General features: G+C 47.8%; 9 protein-coding genes and 1 other RNA gene. 8 read left to right on the top strand and 2 right to left on the bottom strand.

Annotated features, from left to right (window positions below):
• The 4 genes from RDL68_RS04575 to RDL68_RS04560 all read left to right on the top strand — a co-directional run.
• On the top strand, positions 1 to 1,289 hold a 1,289-nt coding region (locus RDL68_RS04575), incomplete at its 5' end, for an LCP family protein (RefSeq protein ID WP_308540500.1).
• A gap of 85 nt (positions 1,290 to 1,374) precedes the next feature.
• Positions 1,375 to 1,721: a transfer-messenger RNA gene (gene ssrA, locus RDL68_RS04570) on the top strand.
• A gap of 212 nt (positions 1,722 to 1,933) precedes the next feature.
• Positions 1,934 to 2,431 (top strand): hypothetical protein, encoded by a 498-nt coding sequence (locus RDL68_RS04565; RefSeq protein ID WP_308540499.1) that lies wholly within the window; start codon positions 1,934 to 1,936, stop codon positions 2,429 to 2,431.
• A 20-nt stretch (positions 2,432 to 2,451) separates the two neighbouring features.
• Entirely contained in the window at positions 2,452 to 3,498 is a 1,047-nt protein-coding gene (locus RDL68_RS04560) for a hypothetical protein (protein WP_308540498.1), read from the top strand.
• 98 nt (positions 3,499 to 3,596) lie between these two features.
• On the opposite strand, the gene RDL68_RS04555 is transcribed toward RDL68_RS04560, so the two are convergent.
• Positions 3,597 to 3,893, bottom strand: coding sequence for a glutathione S-transferase N-terminal domain-containing protein (locus RDL68_RS04555; RefSeq protein ID WP_308540497.1), 297 nt, complete (start codon positions 3,891 to 3,893; stop codon positions 3,597 to 3,599).
• A gap of 244 nt (positions 3,894 to 4,137) precedes the next feature.
• Here RDL68_RS04555 and RDL68_RS04550 point away from each other — a divergent pair, with 244 nt between their 5' ends.
• Genes RDL68_RS04550 through RDL68_RS04540 form a run of 3 tightly spaced genes read left to right on the top strand, consistent with a single transcriptional unit; the run spans position 4,138 to position 12,241 of the window.
• Entirely contained in the window at positions 4,138 to 5,100 is a 963-nt protein-coding gene (locus tag RDL68_RS04550) for an ROK family protein (protein ID WP_308540496.1), read from the top strand.
• A complete protein-coding gene (locus RDL68_RS04545; protein ID WP_308540495.1) occupies positions 5,097 to 8,690 on the top strand; it encodes a PD-(D/E)XK nuclease family protein in 3,594 nt (1,197 codons plus the stop codon). Before RDL68_RS04550 ends, RDL68_RS04545 begins: the two co-directional genes overlap by 4 nt.
• Complete coding sequence (locus tag RDL68_RS04540) at positions 8,690 to 12,241, top strand: UvrD-helicase domain-containing protein (protein WP_308540494.1); 3,552 nt, start codon at positions 8,690 to 8,692, stop codon at positions 12,239 to 12,241. Before RDL68_RS04545 ends, RDL68_RS04540 begins: the two co-directional genes overlap by 1 nt.
• On the opposite strand, the gene ymfI is transcribed toward RDL68_RS04540, so the two are convergent.
• Positions 12,238 to 12,978 (bottom strand): elongation factor P 5-aminopentanone reductase, encoded by a 741-nt coding sequence (gene ymfI / locus RDL68_RS04535; RefSeq protein WP_308540493.1) that lies wholly within the window; start codon positions 12,976 to 12,978, stop codon positions 12,238 to 12,240. The genes RDL68_RS04540 and ymfI overlap by 4 nt on opposite strands.
• A 130-nt stretch (positions 12,979 to 13,108) precedes the next feature.
• Here ymfI and RDL68_RS04530 point away from each other — a divergent pair, with 130 nt between their 5' ends.
• Positions 13,109 to 13,954 carry a DnaJ domain-containing protein gene (locus tag RDL68_RS04530; RefSeq protein ID WP_308540492.1) on the top strand — a complete coding sequence of 282 codons (846 nt, stop codon included), beginning with the start codon at positions 13,109 to 13,111 and terminating at the stop codon, positions 13,952 to 13,954.
• Positions 13,955 to 13,971 lie beyond the last annotated feature (17 nt).

The raw sequence follows: 13,971 nt of genomic DNA, 5'->3' as shown, positions 1-13,971 counted from the left end.
TGAGCATTTTTTTCGTGCTCAATCTCTTGTTGATGATCGGCTTTCTGTATGCGAAACGCGGATCGGCTGTGGCCGCCGGTATTTTGCTCTTTCTTATTATGTCTGCCGAAGCGGTGGGCGGGTATTATGTTTGGTCCTCCATTCGTACCCTCGATTATGTATCGCAGAAGCCGAACAATCCCGGTGAAGAAAGTGCGGAAACGCCGGATGTTCCGTTAACGCAGGCAGAACTCGTCAAACCCTTCCATGTCTTTCTCAGTGGAAAAGATACCAACGGTTCGATCGATACGACTTCGCGAAGCGATGTCAATATGATTTTAACGGTCAATCCGGCAACCCATTCTGTACACATTACAACGATTCCGCGTGATGCGTACATGCGTATTGCTGGAAAAGGAGAGAATCAGTACGATAAGCTGACGCATTCGGGCAACTTCGGTGTGCAGACTTCGGAAGAAACCCTCGAAAACTTTTTCGGTATTAAAATCAAATATCACGTCGTGGTAAATTTTGACTCGATTGTGGATATCGTTGATGTGCTCGATGGAGTAGATGTGGATAATTCGGAGGCCTTTGAAGCGCAAGGATACCAATTTAACAGGGGAAGAATCCATTTGGATGGCAAACAGACCTTAGCCTTTGCGAGAGAGCGATATGGTTTAGGAGATGGGGAGTTGGCGCGTGGCAGAAACCATGTGCGCATCATGAAAGCACTGATTGAACGTGTGTCCTCTCCGTCCATATTAATGAATTACCCGTCGCTCCTGCAGGTTATTGCAAAAGAGGTTTCGACCAACATGCCTCGTCAGACCATGGTCGATTACATCAATTACCAGGTGGAGAACAATCGGAAATGGATGGTTACTTCGTCACAGCTTCAGGGTTTTGGAATGATGGGATTACCCTCGTATCAGATGCCGGATTCATCGCTGTTTATGTTCTTGCCCAGTCAGGAAAGCAAACGCGATATTCTCAAGACAATGCAATACGTTATTGACGGGAAGGCTGTTCCGACGGCATCACCTAAAACCTATTCGCTGCAGGAGGAGGATTATGCCGACCTTCCGGTATACAATATCTCTGATTACATGAACGGTCGCGCTTCTACGCCCGATAACGATTATGATGTAACCGAAGAGCCCAATGATTCTCCGTCCTCCGCGAGGGAGAACACGGAAATAGAAAATGGCTCACCTTCGGTAGAAAGTGAATCGTCCGGAACGGATGACAACTCTGCAGAGGGTTCCTCTCCAGTGGATACGGAAGAATCGACTGAGAGGACGGAGTAAACGCAGTGGTTGCGATATGAAACGCAGTTGCTCTCTTTGCGTTTTATCGCAGATAGCCTCTATTTTATGGTATACTGGAAAACACGGGGATGCCCGGTTTCGACAGGGGAATGGAAAAAGGAGAAGCGAGCCGTCAGGCAGATGACGTTAATCAGGCGAAACCAATAACTGCTAACGACAACGAATTAGCTTACGCAGCCTAACCATGGCTGCCGGTCCTCCGGCTGGACCCGTAACAGACGGACTGACCTCAATCATTTCGGGAAACTTCCTGCGCTAAGCTTTGCCCGCAGGTTGGATTCATGAAGCTACCGAATGCTATCGTTTGTTTATTTCACCGGTCATTCGGGAAACAACCGAAATAAACTGCGCTCGGAGAAACTCGTTCGGATGTTCTCTTGGACGAGGGTTCGATTCCCTCCATCTCCATAGTAGTGAAATGCCCGCCCTTGGTTTTTCAAGGAAACGGGCATTTTTTTCGTTATCTACTTTTATCAGTCTTCTTCACTATTGCCATCAATTCAACTTTTATTTAACATTTCGTGTTTGAAATAAGTAGTCAAGGGGTAATTTAAAATCGAAAGGGGAAATCCTTTTCATCCCTTTAAGCGTTGATCTACCACTACTGTTGAGAGGAGGAAATTATGAAAAGAATAGTGACCGTATTTTTAGCCGTTGTCATGTTGTTGTTCCCGAAATTTGCTAACGCAAGTGGATGTAGTACGAATGCAACCAGAGGAGTCAAGTGTGAGTATGTCCAAACGTATCATGAATCAATACTATCTAGAAACCAGGAAATTCAGTATACGCATATGGTCTATCCAGGCACGGTTCCCTCAACAGTTAAGGAGGAGGTGACACTTACCTCTTCGTTATCCTTAACTTCAGGAGGTAGTGTTGGTGTCGATTTTATGTTAGCAAGAAGTAATGTGGATTTTGAGTTAAGTAGTATAAAGTCTACTTCTTATGAAGAAACAATAATTTGGGGTCCGATTCCGCCTGGACAGAAATGTACACTTAGAGCAGGAAAAGTAATGATTACCGTGAAGGGCACGAAAGAAACAACATTTGAGGATTGCCATCACACGTCGGAGTCTACGACACTTAGGGGAACTACAGCGACGTGGCATGATTCGATTTAGAAAGTGATTGAGGTATCATTATGAAGGACGAGCTTGTCAACACTTTGCGTTATTGGACGTTCCTCTTTTTCCTACTGCTGTTAACGGCTTGTACCGCACAGAATTCGCCAAAAGAAAAGGAATCGATGAACGCTACAAAGTCGGAGACGGTGCCCGATTCATCAGAGGAAAGCCGCATTCTTGGACGTGGCGACGGATGGCTGGAAGATATGACTTTCTATCGCAGTCAGGAGGCATTTCCCCTATACGTTGTCGGAGAGCAGTATCGTCTTGATATAAGACTGGACTGGGAAGATACAGTTTATCCCGTGGATTTGTCAATGTTCAAATCCCAACAGATCTATGCTATGGTCTCTTTCGACGGCATCATTCCTTTTAGGATGCAAGAAACAAAAAACACGGTTTTTCCCATATCGGCGGATAACGGATCTATGCCGAGGACGATTTCCTTCTCTGTGTCTTCGGATAGGAAGGCATTTGACGAAGACAATGAAGCGATACTCCAGGAGTTTATTCATGGCAAACGGGATCGCCTGAATGCAAGTGTGTATTTGTTTGCGCCGGATGGTTATGGCATTCAGGTTATAGCCGGCATTCTTCTTCCTGAGAATATTTTGACGGGGACGAATACCGTACACGCGAAGACCATAGCAAATGCGGTTCCGGGTGGCGATGCGCCTATTCATGTTTGTCTCCTCGAGGAAAACGGAGAGAGATTCTTTGATGTCCAATTCGATTATGGAGATGAGATTGCGTCGGACGTTCAAGGGGATTACTATCTTCAAATGAACGCTTCCGGACGATTTCCTTACTGTGCAACGAGTGGGGAACAGGTGCAAAAGGTACCGTTGATAGAAGCAAATACGGGAACGGGAAGTTTACAAACAGATAAAGAAAAGCATTATTCTTTTCCGTTGGATAAAGTGTTGACCGAAGAACAGCGCTCGCGTTTGGAAGGTTTCTTAGCCCATCCGGATAGATTGGGGTTTCCGCTGTTCCTATCCCTTCATGACCAGTTCGGACGTATTCGCAACAAAGCGACGGTATATATCACCCCTGCACAATAAAGAGGGGGAGTCGGGTAGAGTGTTTACGTTTGCTTCTCAAAAAAAAAGCGCAGGGCACGAAAACAGATCAGACGTTTTCGTGCCCTGCGTTTTTCCTATTATAGTACGTTGCAAACACCGGGAGCGGCATCGTTTCCATCGTCGTTAGAAGCGTCCGCTATCAGATGTTCCCTCATATACTGGATAATATCCTCCGACTCATAGAGGGCTTTGCCATCAATGAAAAGGCAAGGAACCTGATTTTTTCCGCCGCGTGTAATCAGGTCTTCCTTATTTTTGGGATCTTCTACGATATCCTTCATTTCGATTCCTTGGATAGCATTCTTCTTCATGAACGTCATCACTTTTTGGCAAAAGGGGCAGGCGTTCTTTTTGTACAGTTCATACGTTGGCATATTTTCCTCCTATTTTTGGTGTTGCGTAAGGAAACGCGTGAGAAATTCGATATACTTTTTTTACCCGAAAAAGAAGAAAGGTAACGAAAGTGCTGCATCGTATGCGTTGGTAAATCGAATAGGATGGGGCTTTTTTCGGAAGAATACTTAGAAAACGTTAGCCGAAGCGCACTTTCCTTCAGTGCAGGGAATGGTTGGTCATGCTAAAATAATAGACATCAGGGACTGGTAAAAAGGAGGGGGCATGACGGTATATATCGGGATTGATCTTGGCGGAACAACTGCCAAATTTGGGCTTTTTGATGCGAAAGGCCACTTGTGTACATCGGTTTCCATTCCCACCGGAAAGGAAAAAGAACAGAATGTTCTCATTCATGAAATGGCGGTGCGTTTACGGACGCTGCTTGCGGAAGAAAATCTTGCAGAATCGGAATTAGGTGGAATCGGGATCGGCGTGCCCGGACCGGTGGTCGGTCATACCATTGTGAACGGTTGCGTTAATCTCCGTTGGGGCGTTGTTCCCCTCGTAGAAGTTTTTCGTGAACAGGAAGGGTTTACCTGCCCCATTATTGTGGAAAATGACGCAGATGTCGCGGCGTTGGGCGAGGTTTGGCAAGGTGCGGCATCCGATAAAAGCTCGATTGTCTTTGTCATCATTGGAACAGGCATTGGCGGTGGCATCGTTTTGAACAATCAGATTCTGTCCGGTACACATGGTGCAGGCGGAGAAATCGGTCATATGCCGGTACTTACTGAACCCCTCGGCTTTTCCTGCGGATGTGGCGGACATTATTGTTTAGAGCAGGTATGTTCGGCACCGAATATTTTACGTTATGCCGGAGAATTGCTCGCGCAATCTGACACCCCTTCTTCTCTTCGCCCCTATAACGGCGGATATGATACGCGCGCAATTTTCCGTGGAGCAGCAAACGGCGATGCGATTTGCCAGCAAGTCGTCAACCGTGTTACAGATGTCTTGGGCAGAGGACTCGCCATTCTCGGATCGTCTATTGACCCCGAATGCTTTGTCATTGGTGGAGGTGTCAGCAATGCCGGTGACGTATTGATGAATCCTCTTCGGGAGGCGTATCGCCGTTATGCATTTTTTGCCACGCGCGAAACGCCCATTGTACGGGCAACGCTTGGCAATAAAGCCGGAATGATCGGCGCGGCACGTTTGGTGTTTCCATTGGAGGTGGAGGCGTGATCGACCTCTATGCGTCGCGTTTTCCGGAAGATGCCTGGAGAGGACTGGTTGATGCCCTCCAAGACAGTCTCTCGCACGGACATCGTGCCTATCTGGTGGTACCTTCTCAATTTACGGTTGAAGCCGAGCAGGCGCTTTTTGAAGCGCTTGACACAAAGGTGCTCATGCAGGCACAGGTCAAGAGCTTTCATTCGTTAGTTCGCGATATTTTACAGGAAGGAAGCGGTTTACGTACTCCGCTTGTCACAGAAGAAGGACGACGTATGCTGGTTCGTCTTCTTCTTGAGGAGAACAAAGATAAGCGACGTGTTTTCACACCCGGAACAATGGGAACTGACCTTTGTCAGGCATTTGTTCGTCAATTGCGTGAATGGAAAGAGTACGGCGTTTCTCCCGATACGGTGGAAGAAAAAGCAAATACTCTTCCGGAAGGAGACCGAACACGTCAGAAATTGTTGGAAATGGCGCAGATTTACCGCGCTTACGAGGAGACGCTGGGCACCATCCGTTTCGATAGCGATGATGAATTGACTTGGGCGTTTCAACAGCTTTCCTCGCTTTCTGTTTTTGATGGGGTGGATTTTTTCTTTGATCGCTTTCACTCGCTTTCCAAACGGGAAGCCGATGCTGTGCGCGCTTTAGTGGACTGTGGTCATGCGGTACATTTCACCATGACCTTAGATCCGCAAATGGCGAAAATGATTGTTTCTGCGCCGGAAATGATGCCCTATACCGTACAGGATACGCTCCTTTCTGACTCTGTCGAGGATGCGGCGGCGTTTTCCCTGAGCGCTCGCTTTGTTAGACAGCTTTCCGCCCTTTCGTCTCTTCGCCTTCATGCTATTTCAAAAACGAGTGTTCCTTCAACAGAGGTATTTTTCCAAACAGATGCTTCTACAGCTAATCGCCTACAGAGAAGGCTGGACGGCAGAGCACACGAAGAGCAGGATAGGGAAAACGGCGGGACGCTTTCTCTGCGTAGCGCGGTGGATATTGGTGCGCGGTCGGTGTTCAGCCTTCATCCACCGAAGGAACGGTCGGAAAAGACCACGGTGTCTGCGCCCATCACTTTCGTCCGGTATCGCAATAGTGTACAGGAAGTAGAAGGCGTAATCGTAGAAATCAAAAAGCGTATGCAGCAGGAAGGAGCGAAGGAGAATGACTTTGCGCTTTTCCTGACCGATTCGGAAGAATATGCTCCTTTACTTAAGCGTGCCCTTCAACGGGAAGGTCTGCGCTTTTTTTACGATGAAATCAAAGAAGTGAACTATCATCCGCTGCTGCGCACCATTCGTGCGTTGCTTCTCTTAAGTGAGAAGGGACCAAGACCGGAGACTATGCTATCTCTCGTAAAAGCGGGTCTGCTGGGCATAGAAGAAGAGGATATCGAGAGTTATCAACGCTATTTGGAACAACGGAATATTCGCTATCGGATGGTGGAAGATGAACGTTATTTTCTTTTTATCGACAAAGACCTTCGTCTGGAGGAAAAGGAACGCGAACGAAGAACGCAAGAAGCGGATACGGCAAGACGGGTGAATCGAAAGATTCTCGATTATTTTTATTCGTTTAACAAACGTATGCAGAACGGGAAAACTGTCCGCGATTTTGCTAAGGCGTTAGTGTATGCTTTGCGCACGCCGGAAACAGCGGAAGCCTTGTTTCACTATGAGGAAAAACTTCGTAAAGAAGGGGAGGAAGAGCGGCTCGCTCTGCATCGCCAGATTTGGGATGCCATTATGACGCGTCTTGAGGAAATGGTGAATCTGTTTGCAGAGCGTGAAATGGATTGCCACGACTTTGCCGCGCTCTGTGAAGAAGGACTTTCCGGCATTTCTTTAGGAGTAATTCCTCCGTTTGCCGATCAAATTTTTGTGGGCGATCTTTTGCGTTCTCGTCTTCGCCCTCGTCCATACGTCTTTATCGTAGGCGTGAGCGATGCCTATTTGCCGGGGGTGCGAAAGGAAGATGCGCTTCTTAGCGAAGAGGAAAAAGCATTGCTTTCAGAGAATAATGCGCTGTTGCCTTCTACGAACCGTTTTGCGCTGGAAGAGGAAAGATTGAATTTCTATTCGGTTCTTCACCAGGCAAGCGTGCATTTAACCTTATCCTCTGCTATGCAGAATCAGGCGAATGAATCCATGAATCCCAGTCCGTGGATGTTGCGTATGAAGAAGGCGCTGCACCAGCCCATGAAGATCGTGGATGCTTTTTCCTTTTCGGAAATGCTTTATTCGAAAGGGCTTTTGTTGATGGGATTACCGGCGATTTTACAGGATGCGGATGTTCCGGCATCAAAGAAAGAAAATGTACATGCGCTTTTGGAAAGAATGCGCGTATTGCCGGCATATCGGGAAATGGCGGAGGCGATTATAGAAAGCGGAATGGAGGAAGAGCGAAAGCCTTTAGCGGTCTCTCTCGTACAGCAACTCTATCCGGCAAATACACTCAGCGCTTCGCAACTGGAGGATTTTGCGCGCTGTCCGTATCATTATTTTTTGCGCTATGGTCTGCGCGTGGAAGAAGAACGCCCGTTTCGTGTGAATGCGCCGGACATGGGCAATCTTCTTCATGCTGCGGTAGATCGGTGGACGACGTACATTACCCCGTTTCTTGCGAAGAACACATTACCATCATTTTCGGCATCGGAAGAGGCGATACGAAAAGAAGGTGCGAATGTTTTAGTAGAGACCATGGATTCGATAAAACGCCGGGATCCCAGAAATGCGTTTTTCCTTCGTATGGCAGAAAAGACGCTGATGGAAAGTCATGCCCGTATTTTTGACCATGTGGAGAACAGTGCTATAAAGTCCATTTTTCATGAGTATCCGTTCGGTCCAAACCAAGTGCTTCCCGGACTGCTTTTGACGCAATTTCCGCGAAAGGTTGTTCTTCGTGGGCGCATAGATCGTTTGGATGTCCTAAAGGATTCGCAAGAAACGTATGTGGAAGTACTGGACTATAAGACCGGCTCTACGTCGTTTTCGTTATCCGAAATACTGGGAGGTGTTCATTTACAGCTTCCTCTTTATTTGCGCATTGCGGAGGAAATCGGCAAGCCTTTTGGTGCGTTTTATTTCCCTTTGCGTGCGCCGAAGGCAAAGGATGCCGATGAGAAGGAGACGGAACGTTCAGGATGGGATAAAGATCTTCAGCTGGATGGCTTTTTGCGCAGTGATTCCGTCGCTACCCGTTTTGATACGCGCTTAGAAGACAACGGTAAGGAATCGGCGTATGCCCTGTACGGACGTAAAATAAAGGAGTGGACAGCACGGGATAACGTATTACAGCCAAACGAAGTAGATCATTTATTGGATACGGCGTTGACGCTTGCCCGTTCGCTTACCGATTCCCGTGAACAAGGTGCGATTGCTGCACGCCCATTGTTTATTCGGGGGGCAAAAAAAGTTTGTTTCTCCGGCTGTGCGTATTGTCCGTTCCAGGCGATCTGTCGATTTGAGAAGCGACGCCACTACAATAAGCAGCGATTTATGGAAGAAACGAGCTGGACCACCTGGAAAGAACAGGTTCGACGAGAGAAACAGGACGAGATGGATAGAAATGACACAGAGCAGAAGGGAGGGGAATAATGAAGTTTACAGAGGAACAAGAGAAAGCCCTTCTCTCCGGACGTAAAAATCGCATCGTTTCGGCTCAGGCGGGGGCAGGAAAAACAGGCGTTCTTGTCGAACGTATCCGTCGCCAAATTGTAGAAGAGCATATCGGGATAAACGAAATGCTCATTGTCACCTTTACCAAAAAAGCGGCAGGAGAAATGCGGGCGCGTATTCGTCAAGCATTGCAGGAAGAAGTCCAGAAAGCCGATGGCGATCGCGCCTGGCTTTTTATGCAGATCAATCAGCTTTCCTCCGCGAATATTCAAACGCTTCATGCTTTTTGTCTGGAAGTTTTACAGCGCAATTTTGACCGTTTAGATCGCGATCCGAATCTTCATATTCTTTCCGGACGAAGACTCGCCGCCCTGCGCGAAGAAGAACTGGACGCAACCCTTCTTGCCGCTTATCAACAACAACCACAGGACACCTCTGTTTTGGGATTTGCGGTTACTCCGCAAGAAGTGACCGCTTTTTTGGAAAACTATGCCGACAGCAATCGCTTAGGCGACAGGGAAATCCGTAATCTTATCCTGCAATGGGATGCCCTGTCGCTCAGTCAACCGGATCCGAAAAAATGGATAAGAGAGACACTTACCAAGTTAACGACAGAAGAAACTAAGCAAAGCATCTGTCATGGCGTGCTCCAGTCGTTAGTCTTTCCGCGTGTTTTTGCTATCGAACGGCTGCTTCGTCAAATGGAAGAAGAACCATGGACGGCGCTTCCCGAAGAAGCCTCTGTTTTTTTCGCCGGTGAAAGGGCAGCGCTTCGCCAGATGCTTTTTCGGACGGCAGAGGGAGAGAGAGGTCCATTGCATCTTTCTGTTTTGGAAGAGGAACAGCTTGCTGCGTCTTGGGGCAAATCCCTGTCCTTTTCTTTTGCTCGTCTTCCTTCCGTAACCGAGAAGGCGCATGGTGCGGAAGCAGTGGCGTGCAAAGAAATACTGAAAAATCTACGAAATCAAGTAAAAAAGGAATGGGAAAAATTGCTTGGGGCATTTGCTTTGTATGATCCAAAGCGCATTGCGGAGGAACAAGAGGATCTTTTTCATGCCCTGCGTCCGCTTGTTGCGCTGGCGTGGAGCTTTTCCAAGCATTTTCGTGAAGCAAAAGAAGAACAAAACGGCGTGGATTTTTCGGATGTAGAGCACCAACTGCTTTCCCTTCTTGCATTGCCGGATGTGGTAAAGGAACTCAAAGCGCAGTATCGTCTGATTTTCTTTGATGAGTACCAAGATGCCAACGCCATTCAGGAAGCGATTATTTCCGCGTTGTCTACCGGCGATAATCTGTTTTTTGTCGGCGATACCAAACAATCCATCTACGGTTTTCGGCAGGCGTTGCCGGAAAATTTTGTACGCCGCTATGAAACCTATCGTGCTTCGGAGCAAGATGAAGCCATTGATCTAACGCTCAACTTTCGCAGTGAACCGGAGATTTTGGATTTTCTTAATCTTCTCTTTTCGCCGCTGATGACCAGAGAGCGAGGTGGTGTAGATTATGCGACAGCGGGGCATTTGGCACGGACGAATCGTCCATACTCCGGTAAAGGTAAAGTGACGCTTTGTGTTCTTCAGGATGCGGAAGAAGAGGACAAACCAGAAGAAAAAACACATAGCTATTTAGACGACATTTCATCGGAAGCATTCTATGTTGCCCATGCCATTGCCGAACACATAAAAAACGGAGGACAGTATCGCGATTGCGCAATTCTATCGCGTACGAATGCACGGCTTTATGATTATCATATGGTGTTGCACCATTATGGCATTCCTTTCTATATGGAAACGCAGACGCAGGAAGACGAGGAACTTTCGCTTCTATTGGCGAAAAATTTGCTGCGTTTTCTTGATAATCGCGCACACGATATAGCTCTCCTTTCCACGCTTCTTTCCTGCATCGGGGGATTTACCGAAGAGGAGATGGCACGTATTCGCATTGCTCATCCGGAAGGTCCCTTTTATGAGGCACTATTGTCGTCGAATACAAAGGAGGATTTGGCGCTTGCGGAAAAGCAGGAGCATTTTTTCGCCAAACGACGGATATGGCGGCAATGGTATACGGAGATGCCATTAGCGGAATGGGTGACAAGAGTGTTTACCGAGAGTGGTCTTTTGGCATATTGCAGTGCTCTTCCTGACGGCGAGCGGCGACAGCAAAATCTGATGACGTTGGTGCGTATGGCGGAGGAATGGGAGCGTAAAGAAAGCGGTGACTTGACGAGCTTTCTCGCCTATATCGACCAAAAGGCGGAAAATGGGGAAGACACAAAACCGGCGGAGGCATTATCGGAAGAGGATGATGTTGTGCGCCTAATGAGCATCCATAAAGCCAAAGGTCTGCAATTTCCGGTCGTTTTTTTGGTAAACATGGAGAGAGAATTTACGACACCGGCAGAAAAGGATTGGCTGGTGCAAGATAGCACTGTAGGAACAGCGCTATGCCTTCGAGAAATCGACCAAGACACGGGAGAGGGAAAGCAGCGAAAGACGATTCTGCAGCGCCTCATTGTGGAAGCCATTCGTCAACGGGAACGGGCGGAAGAAGTGCGCATTCTCTATGTTGCGATGACACGCGCGATTGAGGAATTGATTATTGTAGGCGGGCTAAAAGAAAAGGAACCCTTGCCGAATACGAGTACTTTTGCTTTGGAGGACGCTCTCGACAGGGGAAAAAGTCCATTATCTTGGATTCTACATGTGCTTTCTGCAAGCGACCCGACAGATCCGGCACGTCAGAAACTGTATTTTATACACACGTCCGGCAAGATGTATCGCAAACCGCTTATATTACCGGCAGCGAGCAAACGAAGGGAAACCATTTCCGTCCCCGAAGCATTGGCAATAGTAGAGGATCTTGCCAAGAAGACGAATGACGCACCGCAGCCGCTTAAAATGACGGTTTCCCAGTTAGCAAAGAAAAACCAGATTTTAGACAGTCATTTCCAGGACTGGCCGTGGCTGCCCTCCACGAAGCCGGATGCGCAACAGGAAGAACAGACACTTCCTCCTTTACCGGCTTTTCTTTCAGAAGAACAGGAAGCGGATGCGGCAACGATCGGTACGTTGCTGCACAGAGCACTGCAGAATCTTCCCCTTCAGTCCTATACCGATGAATCTATGCGCAAAGCGCTGGATGCCATGGAAAAACGCGCTTTGTTCACTGAACAGGAGCGCGCTTGGTTAGAGGAAGGATTGCTACGGCAGTTTTTTGATAGTCCGCTCGGTCAGGCAGTGATTGCAAGACGGGATGTCGTTGAGCGGGAGCGTAGCTTTACGATGCGTATACCGTATGGTGAAGGGGAAATTGCCGTGGATGGGCAAATAGACCTTTTTGTTCCCTTGGAGGATCGACTGATATTGGTGGATTTCAAGTCGGATCGCCATCCCCATCCTGAACGCTATCGCGAGCAGCTTATGTTATACGCGAAGGCTTTGGAGCTTGCTTATCATAAGCCAGTTGCGGGGGCATATCTTTATTGGATTCGCCTCGGACGAGTCGATAAATTGTTTGGGAAAAAAGATTAGTGAATTTCCATTCCGCCGTTAATGCCCAAAATTTGTCCGGTAATGGCACAGGCTTCTTCTGCTGCGAGATGGGAGACCCAGAGGGCGATTTCCTTCGGGTGAAGCGGACGGGCAAGCGGAATATCGGCGATGATTTCTCGGACAGTATCTTCTCCAAGAGAAGAAAGCATCTCCGTATCCACTACGCCGGGAGAGACGGCATTCACGGTAATGCCGGAGTAGATGAGTTCTTTTGCCGATGCCTTGGTGAACGCGTCTACGGCTCCTTTGGTAGCGGAATACAGTACTTCACAGGAAGCCCCAACCTGCCCCCACATGCTGGAAATGTTAATGATGCGGCCCCATTTTTTAGCAATCATAGCGGGCAACGCTCGTCGGGTACAATAGAACATACCGTTGACGTTTGTGGCAAAGACGTTTTGCCACTCGGTATCGGTGATGTCCTGTAGCTGTCCGTATACGGCTATGCCGGCATTATTAACAAGAATATCGATCGGGGAAAAGTGTTCTTCCGCCTGGGAAAACAGTCGGTTTACCTCGATAGAGTGGGATATATCGGCTTGGACCACGAGCGTTTTTGCACCGTATTTTTGGCAGAGGGTGGCTGTTTCCTTTGCTTCGATTTCGCGCGTGTGATAATGAAGCACCAATCTCGTTTCAGGACGGGCAAGCGCCAGCGCACATGCACGACCAATGCCTCGTGATGCGCCGGTAATCAAAATGGTATGCGATGTCATTTTTACCTCCACCTCTATTTTCTCTCGTATAGGGGTATGATACCATGGAAAAATCATCGCATGGACGATACGAATCTATGAATGCAAAGAAAGCCATTGCTTTTTTGTAGTAGGGAAGAAGAGGAAAGACATGAAAGTCGTTTTTGGCAATATCCTGTATGCTTTGGGGAAGGGAATCGATCTGTTATTCTCTGGATTGATTTTTTTATTGGAATTTTCGGTTCATCTTGTGGAACGCATTCGCGCTTTTTTTGCGCCTTTAGTGAGCTGTATGGCGGCACTGCTATTTTCCATGCCCGTCTTTTTCTTTTTTATTCCTATTGTGCGTCTTCCTGTCTGGGTGTGGCTGATTTTCCTCATTTTAGTGGTGTTCCCCCTTTTAGGACGCGGATTTGTCTCTATGCTGGAATACGGAAAATATGTGCTTACGGAATACCTCTATGATCTTTCGGATGATTTGCGGAAAGGGAAATCCGCCAGCCGTAATTTTTCGAGCTATGGCGCGGCCTATCGCCGCAAGCTGTGGGAAGAAGAAGTGAAAAAACGCGAAGAGGCGCAGCAGCGCGAAAAAGAGAAGTGGGATCGCATTTTTAATGAATATTTTCGTCAAGGCGGCTTTTACTATTATTCCGATGGACAATACGATCCACGAACGGGTGGCTATACCGGTTTTGGCGGACAGCAATACGGCGGTCAGGGCTATGGTGGCACGCAGGGCGGACAGGGGCAAAAAACATGGGCAGGCGCAAATCCTATGGAACAGTTTCGCTCCACGTATGAGAAGAGTTGCAGTGTGTTAGGCATTTCAACAGATACGACCGAATACGAAGTAAAACTGGCATACCGTAAATTGGCAAAAAAGTATCATCCAGATGTCAATAGCGATCCGAAAGCGACGACTAAATTTCAGGAAATCAATGCAGCGTATGAGTTTCTCTCGAAAGAGAATATTGAGCGTTACAAAAAATACAGCTGATTTTTGGGCGACCGCGG

Origin of the sequence: uncultured Murdochiella sp., from assembly GCF_902488755.1 — a bacterium.
GTDB lineage: Bacteria > Bacillota > Clostridia > Tissierellales > Peptoniphilaceae > Murdochiella.
The sequence above is the reverse complement of the archived record's forward strand: the minus strand, read 5'-3'. Positions and strand labels throughout refer to the sequence as shown.

What these genes read in the sequence shown, in the direction of transcription:
- RDL68_RS04550 (WP_308540496.1), top strand. Translation starts at nt 4,138, where the DNA reads ATGACGGTATATATCGGGATTGATCTTGGCGGAACAACTGCCAAATTT.
- RDL68_RS04555 (WP_308540497.1), bottom strand. Translation starts at nt 3,893, where the DNA reads ATGCCAACGTATGAACTGTACAAAAAGAACGCCTGCCCCTTTTGCCAA.
- RDL68_RS04560 (WP_308540498.1), top strand. Translation starts at nt 2,452, where the DNA reads ATGAAGGACGAGCTTGTCAACACTTTGCGTTATTGGACGTTCCTCTTT.
- RDL68_RS04565 (WP_308540499.1), top strand. Translation starts at nt 1,934, where the DNA reads ATGAAAAGAATAGTGACCGTATTTTTAGCCGTTGTCATGTTGTTGTTC.
- RDL68_RS04530 (WP_308540492.1), top strand. Translation starts at nt 13,109, where the DNA reads ATGAAAGTCGTTTTTGGCAATATCCTGTATGCTTTGGGGAAGGGAATC.
- ymfI (WP_308540493.1), bottom strand. Translation starts at nt 12,978, where the DNA reads ATGACATCGCATACCATTTTGATTACCGGCGCATCACGAGGCATTGGT.
- RDL68_RS04540 (WP_308540494.1), top strand. Translation starts at nt 8,690, where the DNA reads ATGAAGTTTACAGAGGAACAAGAGAAAGCCCTTCTCTCCGGACGTAAA.